This is a genomic window from Collinsella sp. LCP19S3_A6, from assembly GCF_052122015.1.
Lineage (GTDB): Bacteria > Actinomycetota > Coriobacteriia > Coriobacteriales > Coriobacteriaceae > Collinsella.
The window spans coordinates 1-18,447 of record NZ_JBQKDD010000011.1 but is presented as its reverse complement, the minus strand read 5'-3'; the positions used below and the strand labels follow the sequence as shown (position 1 = coordinate 18,447).

Genomic DNA, 18,447 nt, shown 5'->3' with positions numbered 1-18,447 from the left:
TGGAACGGGGCCTCGCTTAGGTTGGAGAGTAATTATGAGCTATCCCCAGCTTGCCGCCATGAATATCAGCCATCGTTATTTTGACCTTGAGGAGTTCTTTTCTTCGGCAGCGGCCTCGGGCTACACGTGTTGCGAGCTTTGGACCGGGGCGATGCATCTGTATGTCGATTGCCATGGATACGATTCGCTCGAGCAGGTGCGGGAGCTATCACAGCGGTATGGGGTTCGGATTGTGGGGCTTTGTCCCGAACAGAACAACCCCAAGCCGTGGAATATCGCGGCGCGCGGGAATGAGGCGCGCGCCCGCACGCTCGCGTACTTTAAGAACGTTGTGGATATCGCGACGGAACTTGGAGCCGAGCAGGTCATGGTCTCGAGCGGCTGGGCATTTTTGAACGAGCCGATCGAGGACGCGTGGGGTCGCAGCGCCTCGATGCTGCGTGCGATTGGCGAGCATGCGGGAGAGCGCGGCGTGCGACTGGTGCTCGAGGCCCTACAGCCGGTTGAGTCGATGATCGTGAACTCGGCGGCCGACACGAAGCGCATGATCGAGGCAGTTGATCATCCGGCACTTAAGGCGTGTCTGGATTTGGGCGCTATGGCGGTGGCAGGGGATACCATCGACGATTATTTCGATCTGCTTGGCGATGATGTCGCCCACGTGCATTTTGTCGATGTTGCGGCAGACGGCACGACGCATCTTGCCTGGGGTGACGGCGACCGCGATATGCGCGCCGACCTGGATAGGCTGGTGGCGCGCGGCTATCGCGGAGTTGTTTCGGCCGAGACCTATGACTGGCGCTATTTTGCCGACCCCGCAGCTGCCGATGCGCAGGTAATGGCAGAGTATCGTCGTGCGATTGGCGCCTAAGTGGGACAGGGCGCCGAGCTGGCGTTTGGCGAATTTTAGTTTGGCGCTCTCTGAGAAATGGGACAGACTTTCCGCTTGAAGCCCAACCGGAAAGCCTGTCCCGGAATGAGCCTCCAGAATGGGATGTACTTTCCGTATGCGGTCCTATCCGGAAAGTACATCCCATTCCAAGCCCAAATTCCGGGACGCACTTTCCGCTGAAGACCTCAACCGGAAACCGCATCCCGTTCTGGACTGTAATTTCGGGGCGCAGTTTCCGCCAGAAGTCTCAACCGGAAACCGCATCCCAGTTTTTGGCCGGCGGGCGGGATGTGCCTCCTCCATTGTTTCCAAATGAATACGCTGTGAGCCGAGGGGGACGGTTCTCCCCGCAAGCACTCTAGTATGCTAAAGTACCCAGAAGACCGGCGGAGCTATGCCGGTCTTCTGTTCTATAAGAAACACAGCATGAGGAGGCTCACCAGATGACGGCCACACCGTGGGGATTCCGGGACATATTGCCCGAGGAGGCTCAGGCACGCGAGGAGATCGCGTATACGGTGAAGGGCTGCTTAAGGGAGCATCATTACCTTCCGGTCGAGACGCCGCTGCTCGAGGACAAGGGTTCGCTCGAGGAGGGCGGCCGCATTGCGGACACGCCGTTTAAGCTCTTTGATGACGACGGTCGCCTGCTGGTGGTCCGTCCCGACAACACGCTGCCGATCGTGCGCCTGGTTTCGACCCGCATGCGTGCGGCCGATCTGCCCCTGCGCCTTCGCTACGAGGCGCCGGTGGTTCGCGAGTGCCAGCGCAATGCCGGTGGCTCGCGTCAGTTTACGCAGCTGGGCTTTGAGCTTATCGGTGCGGGCGATACCGCGGGCGATGTAGAGATTGTTTCGCTGGTGGCCGAGGCCGTGCGTAAGCTGGCGCTTCCCGATGCTCGTATTATCGCAGGTAGCGTGCGTCCTTTTAAGGAGCTGCTCGCGGTGTGCGAGGATCGCGAGCTGGCAGCCGAGGCCCTGCGCTGCGTGCATGCCAACGACTTTGTGGGTCTCGATGCCCGCGTGGCTGCCAGCACCGAGTCTGATGCCGTCAAGGCCGCCATTAGCGAGCTGCCGCGCCTGCACGGTGGTGCCGAGGTGCTCGACCGCGTGGACGCGCTGCTGGAGGCCGCCGGTATCGCCGCGCCGCCGACGCGCGAGCTGCGTGCCCTGGTCGAGGGTTTGGCTCCCGAGGACGCCCAGGTGCTGTCGTTCGATTTCTCCATTATGAACTCTTTCGATTACTACACGGGCCTGGTCTTTAAGGCCTATGCCGGTGGCTTGCCCGATCCGGTCGGTTCGGGCGGACGCTACGACTCCATCTTTACCGGTGCATTTGGCGGCGGCATCGAGGTGCCGGCGGCGGGCTTCGCCTTTTCGCTCGAGCGTTTGGAGGCCGCGCGTACCTCGGCAGAGGACGCTGCTTCCGACGGCGATCACGCCGCGGGCCGTGGCGCCGAGGGTCCGCTGCGCATTGCCGTGCCCAAGGGCTCGCTTAAGGCTGACACGCTCGACGTGCTCGAGGCCGCGGGCCTGGACGTCTCTGAGTTGCGTGACCCCGGCCGTCACCTGATTGTGCGCGGTCGCGACACGCGTGCCGGTGAGGGCACGGTCGGCGATATCGAGTTTGTTATCGTGCGACCCAGCGATGCGCCCGCCTTTGTGGGCTGCGGTGGCGCCGATTGCGGCATCTGCGGCTGGGATTCGCTCATCGAGGCCGACCTCAACCTGCTGCAGCTGGTCGACTTGGGCTATGGCCTGTGCACCTTTATCGAGGCGGAGCCCGCGTGGCGCGCCGGTCAGGCCGAGCGCAACTATGCCCGCCGCGGGTCGCTTCGCGTGGCTACCAAATATCCGCGCATCGCGAGTGCCTGGTATGCCGAGCGCGGTGTGAACGCCGATATCGTCTCGCTGCACGGTAACATCGAGCTGGGCCCCATCGTCGGCATGACCGATCGCATCGTGGATATTACCGCTACGGGTGCCACGCTGCGCGACAACGATTTGGTCATCACCGGCCGCATTATGGACTGCACGGCGCGCTTTTTTGTCAACCCGGGTGCCGCTCGCTTGGATCCGCGCGTACGCAATCTGGCAGATCGCTTGGCGGCGGCCGTTAAGGATAAGCATTTTGAGCCCGTTGCGGGCTCGGCACAATAGCGCGAGCACGCACGGGCGCCCCAACGTCTGGGCTGCGGGCCGATGGGCGCCGCCGCCCGGCCTCTCGTTTTTCGAACACAACCTCGACCGATAGGGGATACCGATATGAAGACTATCAAGCTTGCTCCCGGTGAGCGTCTCGTTACCAACCAGCTCAACCGTAAGGGCGTGCTGCCGCAAAACATCGTCGACGCCGCCCGCGATATCGTGGCCAACGTGCGCGCCAACGGCGATGCCGCGGTGCGCGACTACTGTCAGCGTTTTGATGGTGTTGAGCTGCAGAGCTTCCGTCTGCCGCAAGAGCAGATCGATGCCGCGCTCGAGGGCCTCGATCCGGCCTTTGTCGCGGCGCTCGAGAAGGCTGCGCGCCAGATTCGCGAGTTCCACCAGCGCGAGGTCGAGCAGAGCTGGTTTACCACGCGTGCAGATGGCACCATGCTCGGCGTTAAGGTGACCCCGCTTGCGGCGGCCGGCATCTACGTGCCGGGCGGTCGCGCGCAGTATCCCTCCACGGTGCTCATGAATGCCATTCCCGCCAAGGTCGCCGGCGTCGAGCGCGTGGTCATGGTGACCCCGCCGCAAAAAGATGGCCTGATCAGTCCCTACACGCTCGCGGCGGCAAAGCTCGGCGGCGTGGACGAAATCTATATGGTGGGCGGCGCCCAGGCCGTGGCCGCGCTGGCATACGGTACCGAGACCATTCCTCGCGTCGACAAAATCACCGGTCCGGGCAACGCCTTTGTTGCCGCGGCCAAGCAGATTGTCTCGGGCGACGTGGGCATCGACATGGTCGCCGGTCCCTCCGAGGTCTGCGTGCTGGCAGATGCCACGGCCAAGCCCATGGTGGTCGCGGCCGACCTGATGGCCCAGGCCGAGCACGATCCGCTAGCAGCCTGCTATCTGGTGACCTGCGACGAGCAGTTTGCGCGCGAGGTCGAGGCGGGTATCGACATTTTGGTGGCACAGTCCCCGCGTGCCGAGATCACGCGCGCCTCGCTCGACAACGAGGGCACCATCGTGGTGGCCGCCGATATGGCTGCTGCCGTCGAGGCGGTGAACACCGTGGCGCCCGAACACCTGGAGCTGCACTGCAAGGATGCGATGGGCCTGCTCGGCGGCATTCGCAACGCCGGCGCCATCTTTGTGGGCGCTTGGAGCTCCGAGCCGCTTGGCGATTATGTTGCCGGCCCCAACCACACGCTGCCGACCGGCGGCACGGCCATGTTCTCCAACCCGCTTTCGGTCGAAGAATTCGTCAAGCGCTCGAGCGTCATTTGCTATACGCCCGAGGGCCTGCTCTCGGACGCTCCCGCGACGCAGCGCCTGGCCGAGGCCGAGGGCCTGTGGGCGCACGCGCTTTCCGCCGCGCTGCGTCGCCGTGTGCTGGAGCAGGGCGAGGGTGCCGTGAGTGCTGAGTCTCTGGCCGCGGCCGACCTGACCAAGGTCGCCTGGCCGGGCGACGCCGTGGCGACGGTCGCCGAGGGTGTGGACCTAGCGGCTGCAAGCGCGGATGGCGCTGGCGCGACCGGCGAGGAGGCCTAATATGGCCGAGCTGACGTCTCGCATGAAGGAGCTCGTCCAGCCCTACTTGGCTGGCATTGAGCCCTACAACCCCAACTTTACGCCCACGCGCATCAACCTTTCGGCCAACGAGAACACCTATCCCGTGCCGGCTGGCGTGCGCGAGGCGGTCGACGCCGCCCTGGCTGCCACGCCGCTCAACCGCTACCCCGATCCCATGTCGAACGACCTGCGCGACGAGCTTGCCGCTTGGCATGGCGTGGCGCGCGAGAATATCTGCGTGGGCAACGGCGGCGACGAGCTGCTCTATAACTACCTGCTGGCGTTTGGCGGCGCGGGGCGGACCCTGCTCAACTGCCCACCGTGTTTTAGCGAGTATGCGTTCTTTGCGTCGCTCTGCCAGACCGAGGTGCGCGACGTGTGGCGCGACCCGGCGACCTTTGAGCTCGACCAGGCTGCCGTGCTCGCGGCGGTGCCCGAGTGCAACTTGGCCATTGTGACCTCGCCCAATAACCCCACGGGTGATGTGGCGCCGCTCGACTTTGTCGCGGCCCTGTGCGATGCGTGCCCCGGCATGGTGATGGTCGACGAGGCCTACGTGGAGTTTGCCGATGATTCGTTTGGCGCGGCCACCACAGCGCAGGGACTTATCTCCGAGCATCCCAACCTGGTGATCCTGCATACGCTGTCCAAGGCGTTTGGCGCCGCCGGCACGCGTCTGGGCTATGTGATTGCGGCGCCCGAGGTCATCGACGTGTTCGCGGCGATTCGCCAGATCTATTCGGTCAACGTGCTGAGCCAGGCGGCGGCGCTTGCCTGCGTGCGCGCCCGCGATGCGTATGCGCCCGTGGTGGCACAGGTCGCATCCGAGCGCGAGCGCGAACTGTGTGCCCTGCGCGCAATGGCTGCCGGGGGTCTGCCCGTGGAGGCATGGCCGAGTGCAGCGAACTTTGTGCTCGTGCGCACGCCGCATGCTACGCGCGTGCGTGAGCGCCTGCGCGACGAGTATTCGATTTTGGTGCGCGACTTTAGCTACGCGCCGGGGCTTGCGGACTGTCTGCGCATTACCGTGGGCACCCCGCAGGAAAACGATGAGGTGCTGGCTGCGTTTGCCGCGCTGGTGAAGGAGGAGATGTAGATGAGCCGTTATGCCGAGGTGACCCGCAAGACGGGGGAGACCGATATTGTTGTCAAACTCGACCTGGACGGATGCGGCGTGTGCGATATCTCGACCGGAGTGCCGTTTTTCGACCACATGCTCAACGCCTTTGGCCGCCATGGCCTGTTTGATTTGACGGTGCATGCAGTAGGCGACGTGGAGGTCGACGCGCACCATACCGTCGAGGACACGGGCATTGTGCTGGGTGAGGCGTTTTGCCAAGCGCTGGGCGACAAGGCGGGTATTACGCGCTTTGCAGACGCGGCGATTGCCATGGACGAGACGCTCGTGATGGCCGCCGTGGACATTTCGGGTCGCGGCCAGGCCTACTGCGAGCTGCCCGTGCCGACCGAACGTGTGGGCAGCTTCGATACCGAGCTGGCCGTCGAGTTCTTCTATGCCTTTGCGCGCGATGCCAAGCTCACGCTGCACGTGCGCGAGTTCGCAGGCGGCAACTCGCATCACATTATCGAGGCCGCCTTTAAGGCCGTGGGCCGCACGATGCGCCACGCCTGCGAGCTCGATCCCCGCGTGCAGGGCATCCCCAGCACCAAGGGCTCGCTGTAGCCTTCCAAAAAGGGACAGGTTTATTTTGGCAGGTTTTATCTGCGGAAATGTTGTCTCATACGGTGGGTGAACGTTTAACCGACCAAAATAAACCTGTCCCTTTTTGGCAGGTTTTGAATGGGAAAAAGGAGGGTCGCGTGGGCGAACCGAAGATCGTGGTGGTCGACTACCACAAGGGCAACTTGTCGAGCGTCGTGCGCGGGCTTGTGCGCGCCGGTGCCGCCGCCTGCACGTCGGACGATCCGGAGCAGATCCGCCGCGCCGACGGCCTGGTCATCCCGGGCGTGGGTGCGTTCTATGACGCGATCGCCTTTATGCGCCAGAGCGGCGAGGAGGCGGCCGTGCTCGACGCCGTTGCCGCCGGAACTCCGCTGCTCGGCATCTGCCTGGGCCTTCAGCTATTTTTTGAGCGCGGCAACGAGGGCGTGCCTGCGGACGAGGGCGCGGTCGCCGACGGCAGCGCCCCCGAGCAGGCTGGCGGTCCCTGGGTCGATGGCCTGGGCATTATGCGCGGTTCGTGCACGCGCTTGGAGTCGAGCCGACTGAAGGTGCCGCACGTGGGCTGGGACCAGGTGCACATGACGCCCGCCGGTGCGGCCGATCCGCTGCTTGCCGGTTTTGCCGAGGGTGCCAACATGTACTTCACCCACAGCTACGCGGTGGCTGACGACGCCGATGCCGCCGATGTGCTGGCGCGCACACACTATACGCGGAGCTTCCCGTGCATCGTTCGCCATGGCAACGTGTGGGGCTGCCAGTTCCATCCCGAGAAATCCTCCGCGCTGGGTCAGCGCATCCTTAAGAACTTTGTGAGCATCGTTGAGGAGGTTGGCCGATGATCCTGTTTCCCGCAATCGATCTGATCGGCGGCAAGGTCGTGCGCCTGGAGCGCGGTGACCGCAGTCGCTGCAAGGTATATTCCGACGACCCCGTGGCCGTTGCCCGCTCGTTTGCCGAACAGGGCGCGAACTGGGTGCACGTCGTCGACCTGTCCGCTGCCTTTGGCGAGGACGAGGGCGCACGTACTGCCAACTCGGCGGCGATTAAGGCCATCTGCGGCGTCGACGGTCTGTCCGTGGACGTGGGCGGCGGCGTCCGCTCGCTTGCGCGCATCGACGAGTTGGCAGGCTACGGCGCATGCCGTATCGCGCTGGGCACCGTGCTGGTGACCGAGCCGGGTTTTGCCGAAGTGGCAGCCCAAGGCTTTGGCGAGTTGCTGGTGGCAGACATCGCCGCGCGCGACGGTCAGGTCAAGGTGAACGGCTGGCGCGACGGCGCAGGTGTGGCGCTCGACGATGCCGTGGCGCAGCTTTCCGAGCTGGGCTTTAAGCATCTGGTGTATACCGACATCGCGCGCGATGGCATGCAGACGGGTATCGATGTGGCGGCGTATCGCCATGTGGCCGAGGTCGCGGGCTTTCCCGTCGTGGCTTCGGGCGGCATCTCGACGCTCGACGACATCCGCGCACTGGCCGCGGTGGGTGAGGGCGCGATTGAAGGCGCCATTACCGGCCGTGCGCTCTACGAGGGCAACTTTACGCTGGCCCAGGCGTTGGCCGCCGCCCGAGGGGAGGAGTAGCCCATGCTTACCAAGCGCGTAATTCCCTGTCTGGACGTCAAGGACGGCCGCGTGGTCAAGGGGGTTAACTTTGTGAGCTTGCGCGATGCGGGCGATCCGGTGGAACTGGCGCGTGCCTACGACCGCGAGGGTGCGGACGAGGTCGTCTTCCTGGACATTACTGCCACGAGCGACAACCGCGCGACGACCATCGAGATGGCAGCGCATGCGGCCGAGGAGCTCGCCATTCCCTATACCGTGGGCGGCGGCTTTCGCGACCTGGCGGGCATGCGCACCATGGTTGCCGCCGGTGCCGACAAGGTGTCGCTCAACTCGGCGGCCGTGCGCGATCCGTCGCTGATTAGCCAGGCTGCCGCGGCGTTTGGCAGCCAGGCCGTGGTCGTGGCGATCGATGCCAAGCGCGTCGGCTTGCCCGGCGCATCCGGTGCCGACAAGTGGGAGGTCTTTACGGCGGGCGGTCGCAACGCCACGGGCATCGACGCGGTGGCGTGGGCCGAGGAGGCGGCTCGTCGCGGCGCCGGCGAGATCTTGCTCACCAGCATGGACCGCGACGGCACCAAGGCCGGTTTTGATTTGGCGCTCACCCGCGCCGTGGCCCGCGCGGTGCCAATCCCCGTCATCGCGAGCGGTGGCGTGGGCACGCTCGAGCATTTTGCCGAGGGCGTGATCGAGGGCGAGGCCGACGCCGTGCTGGCGGCGAGCGTCTTTCACTTTGGAACCTTCAGCATTCGCCAGGTGAAGGAGTATATGGCCTCGCAGGGCATCCCTGTCAGGTTGGACTTCTAGCGCTGCGGCTTGTCCAGGCACCCGACCTTCCGGCTCCAACCCTCCTCGCGTACTTAAGTACGCGTCGTCGGGCTTGTCGCTCGGAATCTCGGGCACCCGGACAACCCTCGCCGACCTGCGAAGTTTGAATTTGGGGAGAGAAATGGAAGAGATAACCGATCCTTCAAAGCTTGCGTACGACGCCCGCGGGCTGATTCCTTGTGTGGTTCAGCAGTATGACACCGGCGAGGTGCTCATGGTTGCCTGGATGAACGAGGAGTCGGTGGGGCTGACGCTCAAGACCGGCACCACGTGGTTTTGGAGCCGCAGTCGCCAGGAGCTCTGGAACAAGGGCGCGACGAGCGGCAACATGCAGGAGGTTCGTGAACTCTGGGCCGACTGCGATAGCGACACGCTGCTGGTCAAGGTCGACTCGCCGGGTCCGGCCTGCCATACCGGCAACCGTACCTGCTTCTTTAAGAAACTCGCGTAGGGCGGGCGCTCGACCAGGCGCTTGGCCAACCAGAAAGGATTGAACCATGGGTGTGCGTACCGCAAATGTTCAGGATGGAAATATCGGCGAGACGCTAACGGGGCTGGCCGAGGTGATTCACGGTCGTCGCGACGCGTCGCCGCAGGAAAGCTATACCGCTCGACTGCTGACCGATGTGGAGGATGAGCTGCTCAAGAAGCTTGCCGAGGAGGCGAGCGAGGTGATCATGGCCTGCAAGGATAACGACCACGATCACATTCGCTACGAGGCTGGCGACCTGGTTTACCACCTGCTCGTGACGCTTGAGCGCTACGGCATTACCCTCGACGAGCTGGCCGGCGAACTCAACGCCCGCCGCCACTAGTCGTTAAAGAACGTCCCCGATGACCATAGAAGTTGCGGTGGAATAGTTCTTGTTTGACGGTCTTAGGGCTATAAATAGGAGCTATTTCACCGCAACTTATGAAGGGATGGCTAGGCGAGGGGTGTGGACTCCCATTCGCCGGTGGGGTGGGGGATGTCGAAGGTTCGGTAGCCGCAGTCGTAGGCATGGGCTTGGGCCTCGCGGATATTCCAGCAAATATCACAGGCGCGGTGCGCATCCGAGCCAAAGGTAATGGGCGCCTCAGCATGGGCAAAGCACCGCAAAAGGCCGGTCGCGGGATAGTAGTCGTCGAGCCCCTTGCGCGGTGCGGCGGTCGAGACCTCAACGCGGCGGCCCGTATCGTGCGCACACTCGGCCATCTGCCGCCAAAACGGTGCGGGGTCAAAATCGGGCGCAAAGCCTTCCTTCGAAAAGCGCATGACCAGGTCGGGGTGAGCCATCACATCAAAGTTGAGCGAGCTTTCGCAGGCGCGGCACCAGTCATCGACATAGCACTCCCACACGCCGCGCACGCCCAGGTTTTCCCAAACGTGCAGGTTGGTGTCGTCGTCGATCCAGCCGCAGCGTGAGTCGGGCGTATCGGGGCGTGCGACGCCCTCTGTCCCCGTCGTGCCCGCAGCGCCTGCCATGATATTGCCCGGGTTACCAATCCAATGCACGCTGCCCAGGCGTACGACGGCGCCCCGGGACCAGCGCTCAACCAAAGGCTCGCAGCCTTCGTACCAATCGCACTCAAAGCCATAGACAAGCTCGAGCTCCGGCGCAATCTGCGCGGCAAGCTTGCGGGCATCCTCAAAAGCCAGACGATGCGCCGGCAGGTCGCCCTCGACAACCTGCACCTCGCAGGTGGCATCCATACTGGCAGGCAGGGTAAGGTGATCGGCCGAGACCATGGTGCGGCAACCGGCTGCAGCAGCGGCGCGGACGTTGTCTTCAAACGAGGCGTGTCCGTCCGAAAACGAGGTGTGAGTATGGCAATCGACCAGCGGGCAGGCAGGCATGGCGGCTCCTTTACGTCAAGCGAATCTGCTCCATTGTAACGGCGCGGCCTCCAGTGCGATGTACGCGCCGGGGGCCGAAATCGACTGGAAAGGACGGGCGGCGCATAAGGGCGGGCTCGCGACATCGGCCTTGCTTCGAATCATGTACCTCAGCCTCCAAAACCGACAAAAAATGACATGTTTGGAGGCTGATGTACATGTTTGGCCGAGGCGGTGGAGTGTCGGTTCTTGCAGACAAGGAAAATCGCGCTCATAGCGCGCCGCCACACTTGCGGCGCTCGCGATGTGCTAGCGTTTGGGTGAATAAAACGAGCCCGTGCGGAAAGGAGCCGGACCGTATGCAACGTGGAACTACATCTCCGCTATCCCGCGAGACCGATGCGCCCGAAACCATCGTCAAGCTGGAGTGCGACATCGACGACGCGTCGCCCGAGGTGCTCGCCTACGCCGCCGACCGCCTGCGCGAGGCCGGCGCGCGCGAGGTGCATTGGCTGCCCCTCTATTGCAAGAAAGGCCGCCCTGGCTGGCAGTTGCAGGTAATCTGCACCCACGAGGATATCGAGCGCCTGCAGACGATCATCTTTTTGGAAACCACGACCAATGGCATCCGCCGCCAGGTTATGGAGCGCGTTTGCCTGGCACGCCACTTTGAGCGCGTAACGACGCCGTGGGGCGAGGTGTCCGTCAAGGTGGCCACCTTGCCCGACGGCAGTGAGCGTGCGGCGCCCGAGTACGAAGACTGCGCCCACCTTGCCCGTGAGCACAATGTGCCGCTCCAACGCGTGATGCAGGCGGCCCAGAGCGCGGCACTGCGATTTGAATAACGCGGCTGGTGGCGACATTCCGCGCCCGGCCACGTCAACCCCACCCCGAAAGGACCTCCATGAAATACCTCATCGCTTCTGACATCCACGGCTCGGCATATTGGACCGAGCGCCTCTGCGCCGCCATCGAAGCCGAGCAGCCCGACCGCATCGTCCTGCTGGGCGACCTGCTTTATCATGGTCCGCGCAACGACCTGCCGCGCGACTACGCTCCCAAGCGCGTGATTCCGTTGCTCAACGCCCTGGCCGACCGCATTATCGCGGTGCGCGGCAACTGCGACGCCGAGGTCGACCAGATGGTTCTCGACTTTCCCGTCATGGCCGACTACGCCACACTGTTCGACGAGACCGGCCGCGAACTGTTCCTGACGCACGGCCACGTCTTTGGCGCCGGCATGCACAACAGCGTCGACCACGTGCCCGCGCTGCCCGAGGGCTCCGCGCTCGTCTACGGCCACACGCACGTCAAGGTCAACGAGGAAAGCACCGCACACCCGGGTCTGTGGCTCTTCAATCCCGGCAGCGTGAGCATCCCTAAGGACGGCACGCACAGCTATGGTATCTACGAGGGCGGCGCGTTCCGCCATGTGATCATGGAGGAGGACTAACCATGGCCGAGCACATGGCTCAGCAAAATGCCGAAGGTTCGCGCGACCTGTCCACGCTGGTCGATGCATCGGCCGAGTTACAACATCTGGTACAGACTATCTGGCGCCTGCGTCAGCCCGACGGCTGCCCGTGGGACCGCGAGCAGACGCACCAGAGCATTGGCAAGAACATGATCGAGGAGGCCTACGAGGCGCTCGACTGCATCGAGGCGGATGACGCGGCCCATCTTCGCGAGGAGCTGGGCGATGTGCTCATGCAAGTCGTGCTGCATGCGCAGATTGCGGCGGACGCCGGCGAGTTTACGCTGGCCGACGTGGCGCGCGATATCGACGCCAAGCTCATTCGCCGCCATCCGCACGTGTTTGGCAATGTGGATGTCGACAACTCCGACGAGGTGCTCAAGATTTGGGACGAGGTCAAACTTGCCGAGAAGGCCGCCAAGGACCAGGCCGTGGCGGCGGGCGAGGCTGCGCCCGAGGGCCTGCTCGACGGCGTGCCCACGCATCTGCCGGCGCTGATGCAGGCTCAGAAGGTGTCGCGCAAGGCGGCTGCCGTGGGCTTTGAGTGGGATACGGTCCAGGACGTGTGGGACGAGGTCGCCGAGGAACGTGCCGAGTTTGAGGCCGAGGAACCCGGCTCGCCCGAGCGCGAGATGGAGTTTGGCGACCTGCTCTTTGCCCTGGTCAACGTTGCGCGCAAGGAGGGCATCGACGCCGAGAGCGCCCTTCGTGCCAGCACGGCAAAGTTCCGCCGCCGTTGGGCCGCAATGGAGCAGATGGCGGCCGATGCCCATGTTGATCTTGCCGAGCTTTCGACCCACGGGCTCAACGACCTGTGGGATGCCGCAAAGGCAGAGGAGTAGGACACGGTGTTGGTCGGCGGGGCGTAAGGGCGGCGCCCCGTCGACTTGCCCGTTGGCGACCACGCGCGCTCGAGTAATGGATTTGTCCTACGGCTCGTCCGGCTGGTCCGCCCGCGTGCTATAACTAAAGGACTTAGCGCAAACAAACCTCAACCGCACAAGGCGCACATGGATCAGTTTTACGACAACAGGCACTATTCCGCCGGTTCGCGCGAACCGTCACCTCGCCGTGCGCATTCGGTGCAGCTTGGCGGGTCTGGTTATGCTGGCGCTGATCGCTCCAGGTATAGCTCGCCGGCGACTTCGCATCCTAATGCTCAGCCAAATAGTTCCTCGGACAGTCCGGTGCGCCCATCGCGTTCCAAGCATGCGTCGCGCCCTTCGACCCAGGCGTCCGACAAGCCGCGCCGTCCCTCAAGCCGTCTTTCGGGCTCGGACTTTATGCACTACGCCAACGATAACGCGGTGGTCAAGGCAATCTATGATTTTACCCACGGTCCCCAGCGAGGGCTGTTTGTTGGCATTGTCGTCGCCCTGGCGCTCGTGAGCCTGTACTTCCCGGTGCGCGACCTGTATGTGGCAAAACGCTCGAGCGACATCTTGGCCAAGCAGGTCGAGATTCGCGAGCAATATAATGACGACCTGCAAAAAAGCGTCGACAAGCTGCTCTCGGAGGAGGGCATTAAGGACGCGGCGACCGAGGACCTGGGTCTGGTGATGCCCGGCGAGAAGAGGATTGAAGTGCAGGGCCTGGACGACGATTCCGATACCTCGTCGAGCCAGAAGTCGTCGAACGCCAAGAAGGCCAGCGAAGTTGCCAAGGAAATCGAAGAGGTCGGCAAGGACGCGCCGTGGTACATCCAGACGCTCGACATGCTGTTTGGATTTAACGGCGTCGAGGGCCAGGCAGTCGTGTCCAATGGCGAGTAGCGCCCGGAGGGGGGCCGCAATGACGAATTGCAAACGATATAAGGTGGCGGCGATTGACCTGGGAACGGTGTCGTCGCGACTGGTGCTGGCCCAGGTCGAGGACGGGGCGATCGTGGAATCGTCCAAGCATACCGAGATTACCGACTTGGGCGAGGGCGTGGACGCAACGGGGCGCTTTTGCGAGGCGGCCGTTGGGCGCGTGCTCGCTGCGTGCCGAATGTTTGTGGACGAGGCCCGTGCCTTTGGGGCCGCGTGCATCTGCACCACGTGCACGAGCGCCGCGCGCGATGCGTCCAATGCCGCGCTGCTGCTGGACGGCCTGCGCGAGCTGGGGCTCGAGCCGCAGGTGATTCCGGGCGAGGTCGAGGCGCGCCTGACGTTTTTTGGCGTGGCGCACGACTTTGCCGGCGAGCGCATCATTGTTGCCGATTCGGGTGGCGGATCCACGGAGCTCGCGACGGGCGTCTATGCGCCGGAGCGTGGGATCTTTGCGCTGGAGGGAACGCGCTCGCTGGACATCGGTTGTCGCCGCGTGACGGAGCGGTTTTTCTCGGCGCTGCCGCCAACGGGCAGCGAGCTTGCCGCCGCTGGCGCGTGGGCAAACGAGCAGTTTGCGGGCTACTTTAAGAGCTTGCCGGTCGACTTTGAGCGAGCCGAGCGCCTGGTCGCGGTGGGTGGCACCGTCACCACGCTCGTTGCGCTCGTTCACGAGCTGGAGCCGTATGATTCGAGTTTTGTGCACCTGCGCGAGCTTTCGCTGGACCAGGTTTCGGCCGCTATCGAGCGCATGTCCTCGCTGGATGTCGCGGGCATCGCCGCGTTGCCAGGCGTGCAACCCAAGCGTGCGGGCGTGATCCTGGCTGGTGCTGTGGTGATTCGCGAGCTCATGCGAGCCGGCGGCTACGACGCGCTCACTGTAAGCGAGAACAGCCTGCTCGCCGGAATGGCCGCCACCATCAACGAGGTTCTCGACGGCGCGACCCCCACCATCGCCTGGACCCCCAGCCTCAGCGTCCTTTAACTATCCCCTCATAAGTTGCGGTGAAATAGTTCCTAAATGGGCTGATAAACTGCCAAAACAGGAACTATTCCACCGCAACTTAGAGGCTTGACGGTGTCCAAAAGAAACGAGCCCGCATTCCAAAGGGACACGGGCTCGTAAACAATACGTGGTAGGGGCGGTGGGACTCGAACCCACAATCCTTGCGGCGAGAGATTTTAAGTCTCCTGCGTATGCCAATTCCGCCACGCCCCCGTAAGACTAGAAGTCTAGCACAAGCCGTCCGTTACGCGTTGACGGCCATCGAGTGTTGGCCCGACTTTTCGAGGAACTCTTGGAACTTTGCCTCGTCGCCCTTGTTTTGGTACTGCAGGGCCAGCAGGTACTCCAGTCGGCAGCGCTTGACCGGGTCGTTGCCGACATCCTCGAGCATGCGCTCCAGCTCGGGAATGTCGTTGTGGCGCTTGAGGATCATCGTGTCGTACATCAGCTGGCATTCGTGCGCGACTGCCTCGGCTTGGCCACCCTCAAAGCCCTTGATCTCGTGCAGCAGCTCCTTGGACTTTTTGCGGTCCTCCTGGCCAACGTAGTAGTTAAAGGCCTTGATCACCAGATCGACGCGCTGCATCTTGGGCAGGTTGAGCCCCAGCAGCAGGTCAAACATCTCGTCGGCGCGCTCGTGGTCCTCGCGCAGCAGATAGGAGTTCAGGCGCAGGTAGTCGCGGTTGTAGCGCGGGTACAGCATGCTGGTGAGTTTGCCGTCGAGCAAACGATCGAACTCGTCCCACTGTTTGGCGGCCATGAGCCGCTGCAGGCGTTTAAACGTGGTGCGTTTTTTGATGCTAAAGAGCAGCGACACGGCGATACAGATGACAACGACGACGGTCCAGAGTGTGCGGGAATCGGGCATATTGAGCTCCTCGGTCGCTCGTAAAACAAGCGGTATGACAAAACCTACTAGATGTATTATACGCAGCGTGCAAGCAAACTGGCACAAAAGTGCATCGAGGCCGAGCGCCATCGCTCGCTGCGGTACACTTACCTAAAGTAAACCATGAAGGGAGACATTACCTATGAAGAAGATCGTTTTGGCTTGCGGTGCTGGCGCTGCTACTTCCACGCTCGTTGCCCAGAAGGTCGCCACCATGCTCGACGCCAACGGTTACGCCGGCAAGTATGAGATCGTGCAGTGCGCCATTTCCGAGGCCAAAGACGCTTGCGACGAGGGCGCCGACCTGCTGATCGCCACCACCGTTGCCCCCGAGGGCCTCACCTGCCCGTACGTGAGCGGCGTGCCCTTTATGACCGGCATGAACCGCGTCGCTGCCGAGAAGGCCGTTCTCGACGTCATGGCTCAGTAGACGCTGCCTGTATGAACGAGCAGAACGCCAACCCGGTCGAGCTCTTTGGCATGCGCGTTGCCCATGTGGGCATTAACGCCACCGACCCGGCAGACGCTCTGGAGATCGCGGAGCTGTTCTCGACGATGATGGGCCTGCCCGTCAGCGAGACCCCGATTTCGTACTTTAATGACTCGCTGGTCGAGATCATGAAGCAGAACGGTCGTGGCGCCAAGGGCCACATAGGCTTTGCCGTCAACGACATCGATGCTGCCGAGAAGTGGTTTGCCGAGCACGGGCTCGAGGTCAACGAGGAGTCGCGCGTGCTGCTGCCCGACGGCGGCACCAAGCTTGTGTACTTTAAGCGCGAGTTCGCCGGCTTCGCCGTGCACCTGTGTCGCGAGTAGCGCGCAAGCTGCTATAACGAAAAAAGGGATAGGGCCGCATGGACCTATCCCTTTTTTATGCCGAGGGGGCGACCTTTTGAGGGGACATGAAATCGGGGTCTAATACTTTTCCCGAGAAGTGAACGAGCAGAATTGGACCCCCGAAGGATCGACACTTTGAGGGTACCGTTTCCTGCGGTTTTGATGCTGGAATCCTGCGACTTTCCCGTCGAAAAATGTGGATGCTTCAGGGGTCCAAATACGCTCGTTCACTTCTCTGGAAAAGTATTAGACCTCGATTCACGAGGGGGCTTCCTACCGTGGCAGGCGAATCGTAAAGCGGCTACCGACGCCCTCGACCGAGGTCACGCCAATGGCGCCGCCATGGCTATCGACAATCCACTTAGCAATGGCAAGCCCCAGGCCCGAGCCCTGCGCGCCGGCATCGCGTGCGTTGTCGGCGCGGTAGAACCGTTCAAACGCGTGAGCTGCGGACTCCTGGTTCATACCGATACCTTCGTCCTCAACACTTATGTCGATCGTGCCCGTGCCCGTATCGGGAGTTATGGCAAACGTGACGGTCGTTCCCGCGTTCGAATACTTGGCGGCGTTCTGCACGATCACGCGCAGAGCCTGCTTCACAAGCGCCACGTCGACAGGTGCGTCGCAGCGCGGATCGTTGGCAAATGCAGCGTCAAAAGCCAGCCGATACGTGTGCGCGGCGTCGATCATCTGCGACTCCTCGCACACCTCGCCGACTAGTGCGGCCAGGTTGGTATGCGCACGCCGCAGGACCGTGCGCCCGGCATCGCCGCGTGCCAAAAACAGCAGCTGCTCCACGAGCTCCTGCATATGCTCGCTTTCGGCCTTGAGGGACGCGATGGATTCCGCCAGCACGTCCGGGTCGTCTTTGCCCCAGCGGTCGAGCATGTTTACGTAGCCCTGAATCACCGCGATGGGCGTGCGCAGCTCGTGGCTTGCATCGTTGACAAAGCGCATCTGCTGCAGCTTGGCCTCTTGCATCTGGCGCAGCAGCCGGTTGAGCGCGACCTCGATGCTTGCCAGGTCGGCGTCGCCGGTGGTGACGCTTGGCGAGTCGACACTCGCGCGCTCGATGGCCTGCTCCAGTGTTTCCATCTTGCCGCCGGAGAGTTGCGTGCGGCCGAGTTCGTCCACGCGCAGGGCCAAGTCGTTGAGCGGTGCCATGGTGCGACGCACGTGCCTCGCGCCGCCGAGCATGTTGAGCACGCTGATGACCTGCCAACCCACAACGACAAGGTAGAGAGGCCATAGCGTGACGAGGTCCTGCGCGAGGGGGAAGGTCTTGGTGGTACGCGCAAGTTCGACGGTATAGGTGAGCGTTGTCAGGTCCCAGTCGCGCGCGGGCTTCAGCGACATGCCGTGAACGGCGGCGCCGGGGATCCATCCTGCGGTAAACGCGCCGTCGGGCAGCGTCTGGTTGTATCCATAGACGAGGATCGCCGCCGCAATCACCATCAGCAGCAGATCGAGCCAGACGTAGCTCATCAGGCGGCGCCATATATAGCTCCAGTTGATGGCGCGGGCGATGGAGGTGACACGCTTGGCCTCGGCGTTACGCACGGCAGGCATAGCCCACCCCGCGTACGGTCTGGATGATGCGGGCGCCGCCGGCGTCCTCGATCTTGGCACGCAGGTGCGCGATGTGCACGTCGACGTTGTTGGTGTCGCCCACGTATTCGTAGCCCAGCGCCTCGTGCGCGATGCGCTCGCGTGTGAGCACGGTTTCGGCATGTGCCATAAGCAGGGCGAGAACGTCGAACTCGCGGGCCGTGAGCGCGATGGGCGAGCCGCCGACCGTGACTTCGCGGCGGTCGGGGTCGAGCACGACCGAGCCCACGGTGAGCGCGGCGGGGGAGGGCGCGACGGAAGCCTTGGTCGACTCGCTGACCGGGGGTACCGCAGCGGCGTCGCCGCCCGCGCCGCCCGCCATGCC

The 18,447-nt window shown here is 63.3% G+C and carries 21 protein-coding genes and 1 tRNA gene; 17 read left to right on the top strand and 5 right to left on the bottom strand.

Features of this window, described 5'->3' with window-relative positions; genetic code table 11:
* Nucleotides 1-34 precede the first annotated feature (34 nt).
* The 10 genes from ACTQVX_RS07500 to hisE all read left to right on the top strand — a co-directional run bounded on the left by ACTQVX_RS07500 (nucleotide 35) and on the right by hisE (nucleotide 9,499).
* Nucleotides 35-871 carry a sugar phosphate isomerase/epimerase family protein gene (locus ACTQVX_RS07500; RefSeq protein WP_441062947.1) on the top strand — a complete coding sequence of 279 codons (837 nt, stop codon included), beginning with the start codon at nucleotides 35-37 and terminating at the stop codon, nucleotides 869-871.
* A 464-nt stretch (nucleotides 872-1,335) separates the two neighbouring features.
* Nucleotides 1,336-3,051: an ATP phosphoribosyltransferase gene (hisG, locus tag ACTQVX_RS07495; RefSeq protein WP_441540182.1), complete on the top strand. Its 1,716-nt coding sequence runs from the start codon at nucleotides 1,336-1,338 to the stop codon at nucleotides 3,049-3,051.
* 105 nt (nucleotides 3,052-3,156) lie between these two features.
* On the top strand, nucleotides 3,157-4,593 hold the full coding sequence (hisD, locus tag ACTQVX_RS07490) for a histidinol dehydrogenase (RefSeq protein WP_152067999.1): 1,437 nt from the start codon (nucleotides 3,157-3,159) through the stop codon (nucleotides 4,591-4,593).
* 1 nt (nucleotide 4,594) lies between these two features.
* Nucleotides 4,595-5,710: a histidinol-phosphate transaminase gene (hisC, locus tag ACTQVX_RS07485; RefSeq protein ID WP_441540183.1), complete on the top strand. Its 1,116-nt coding sequence runs from the start codon at nucleotides 4,595-4,597 to the stop codon at nucleotides 5,708-5,710.
* Nucleotides 5,711-6,298 (top strand): imidazoleglycerol-phosphate dehydratase HisB, encoded by a 588-nt coding sequence (hisB, locus tag ACTQVX_RS07480; protein ID WP_441540184.1) that lies wholly within the window; start codon nucleotides 5,711-5,713, stop codon nucleotides 6,296-6,298.
* A 137-nt stretch (nucleotides 6,299-6,435) separates the two neighbouring features.
* Nucleotides 6,436-7,137, top strand: a complete 702-nt coding sequence (gene hisH / locus ACTQVX_RS07475) for an imidazole glycerol phosphate synthase subunit HisH (RefSeq protein WP_441560741.1) — start codon at nucleotides 6,436-6,438, stop codon at nucleotides 7,135-7,137.
* Nucleotides 7,134-7,877, top strand: coding sequence for a HisA/HisF-related TIM barrel protein (locus ACTQVX_RS07470; protein ID WP_441560739.1), 744 nt, complete (start codon nucleotides 7,134-7,136; stop codon nucleotides 7,875-7,877). Before hisH ends, ACTQVX_RS07470 begins: the two co-directional genes overlap by 4 nt.
* A 3-nt stretch (nucleotides 7,878-7,880) precedes the next feature.
* Entirely contained in the window at nucleotides 7,881-8,663 is a 783-nt protein-coding gene (gene hisF, locus ACTQVX_RS07465; RefSeq protein ID WP_117769949.1) for an imidazole glycerol phosphate synthase subunit HisF, read from the top strand.
* A 142-nt stretch (nucleotides 8,664-8,805) separates the two neighbouring features.
* Nucleotides 8,806-9,135: a phosphoribosyl-AMP cyclohydrolase gene (gene hisI / locus ACTQVX_RS07460; RefSeq protein WP_154515095.1), complete on the top strand. Its 330-nt coding sequence runs from the start codon at nucleotides 8,806-8,808 to the stop codon at nucleotides 9,133-9,135.
* A 46-nt stretch (nucleotides 9,136-9,181) separates the two neighbouring features.
* Nucleotides 9,182-9,499 (top strand): phosphoribosyl-ATP diphosphatase, encoded by a 318-nt coding sequence (gene hisE / locus ACTQVX_RS07455; protein WP_006235893.1) that lies wholly within the window; start codon nucleotides 9,182-9,184, stop codon nucleotides 9,497-9,499.
* A 110-nt stretch (nucleotides 9,500-9,609) separates the two neighbouring features.
* Here the strand turns inward: hisE and ACTQVX_RS07450 are convergent, their stop codons facing one another.
* Nucleotides 9,610-10,521 carry a hypothetical protein gene (locus tag ACTQVX_RS07450; protein WP_441560737.1) on the bottom strand — a complete coding sequence of 304 codons (912 nt, stop codon included), beginning with the start codon at nucleotides 10,519-10,521 and terminating at the stop codon, nucleotides 9,610-9,612.
* A 338-nt stretch (nucleotides 10,522-10,859) separates the two neighbouring features.
* On the opposite strand from ACTQVX_RS07450, the gene larC reads away from it, so the two are divergent.
* The 5 genes from larC (at nucleotide 10,860) to ACTQVX_RS07425 (ending at nucleotide 14,767) form a co-directional block, all read left to right on the top strand.
* On the top strand, nucleotides 10,860-11,345 hold the full coding sequence (gene larC / locus ACTQVX_RS07445) for a nickel insertion protein (RefSeq protein ID WP_441560735.1): 486 nt from the start codon (nucleotides 10,860-10,862) through the stop codon (nucleotides 11,343-11,345).
* Between the two features lie 59 nt (nucleotides 11,346-11,404).
* Nucleotides 11,405-11,953, top strand: a complete 549-nt coding sequence (gene yfcE / locus ACTQVX_RS07440; protein WP_441547332.1) for a phosphodiesterase — start codon at nucleotides 11,405-11,407, stop codon at nucleotides 11,951-11,953.
* Between the two features lie 2 nt (nucleotides 11,954-11,955).
* Nucleotides 11,956-12,816, top strand: coding sequence for a nucleoside triphosphate pyrophosphohydrolase (gene mazG, locus ACTQVX_RS07435; RefSeq protein WP_441560733.1), 861 nt, complete (start codon nucleotides 11,956-11,958; stop codon nucleotides 12,814-12,816).
* A 168-nt stretch (nucleotides 12,817-12,984) separates the two neighbouring features.
* Nucleotides 12,985-13,746 carry a hypothetical protein gene (locus tag ACTQVX_RS07430; RefSeq protein ID WP_441540190.1) on the top strand — a complete coding sequence of 254 codons (762 nt, stop codon included), beginning with the start codon at nucleotides 12,985-12,987 and terminating at the stop codon, nucleotides 13,744-13,746.
* Between the two features lie 19 nt (nucleotides 13,747-13,765).
* The gene (locus ACTQVX_RS07425) at nucleotides 13,766-14,767 is read left to right on the top strand and encodes a Ppx/GppA phosphatase family protein (protein WP_441540191.1); all 1,002 of its coding nucleotides are present in this window, start codon (nucleotides 13,766-13,768) and stop codon (nucleotides 14,765-14,767) included.
* Nucleotides 14,768-14,916: 149 nt separating this feature from the next.
* Here ACTQVX_RS07425 and ACTQVX_RS07420 read toward each other — a convergent pair.
* Together ACTQVX_RS07420 and ACTQVX_RS07415 are read right to left on the bottom strand one after the other, a co-directional pair.
* A tRNA-Leu gene (locus tag ACTQVX_RS07420) sits at nucleotides 14,917-15,001 on the bottom strand.
* A gap of 31 nt (nucleotides 15,002-15,032) precedes the next feature.
* Nucleotides 15,033-15,656, bottom strand: a complete 624-nt coding sequence (locus ACTQVX_RS07415) for a hypothetical protein (protein WP_427718884.1) — start codon at nucleotides 15,654-15,656, stop codon at nucleotides 15,033-15,035.
* Nucleotides 15,657-15,819: 163 nt separating this feature from the next.
* Between ACTQVX_RS07415 and ACTQVX_RS07410 the strand changes: the two genes are divergently transcribed.
* Together ACTQVX_RS07410 and ACTQVX_RS07405 are read left to right on the top strand one after the other, a co-directional pair.
* Entirely contained in the window at nucleotides 15,820-16,107 is a 288-nt protein-coding gene (locus ACTQVX_RS07410; RefSeq protein WP_055252380.1) for a PTS sugar transporter subunit IIB, read from the top strand.
* Nucleotides 16,108-16,118: 11 nt separating this feature from the next.
* Nucleotides 16,119-16,493 (top strand): VOC family protein, encoded by a 375-nt coding sequence (locus tag ACTQVX_RS07405; protein ID WP_427718886.1) that lies wholly within the window; start codon nucleotides 16,119-16,121, stop codon nucleotides 16,491-16,493.
* Nucleotides 16,494-16,787: 294 nt separating this feature from the next.
* Here the strand turns inward: ACTQVX_RS07405 and ACTQVX_RS07400 are convergent, their stop codons facing one another.
* Nucleotides 16,788-18,083 (bottom strand): sensor histidine kinase, encoded by a 1,296-nt coding sequence (locus ACTQVX_RS07400; RefSeq protein ID WP_441560731.1) that lies wholly within the window; start codon nucleotides 18,081-18,083, stop codon nucleotides 16,788-16,790.
* Nucleotides 18,067-18,447 (bottom strand): winged helix-turn-helix domain-containing protein (locus tag ACTQVX_RS07395; protein WP_441560729.1); only part of this gene is annotated, 381 nt, incomplete at its 5' end. The genes ACTQVX_RS07395 and ACTQVX_RS07400, both read right to left, overlap by 17 nt.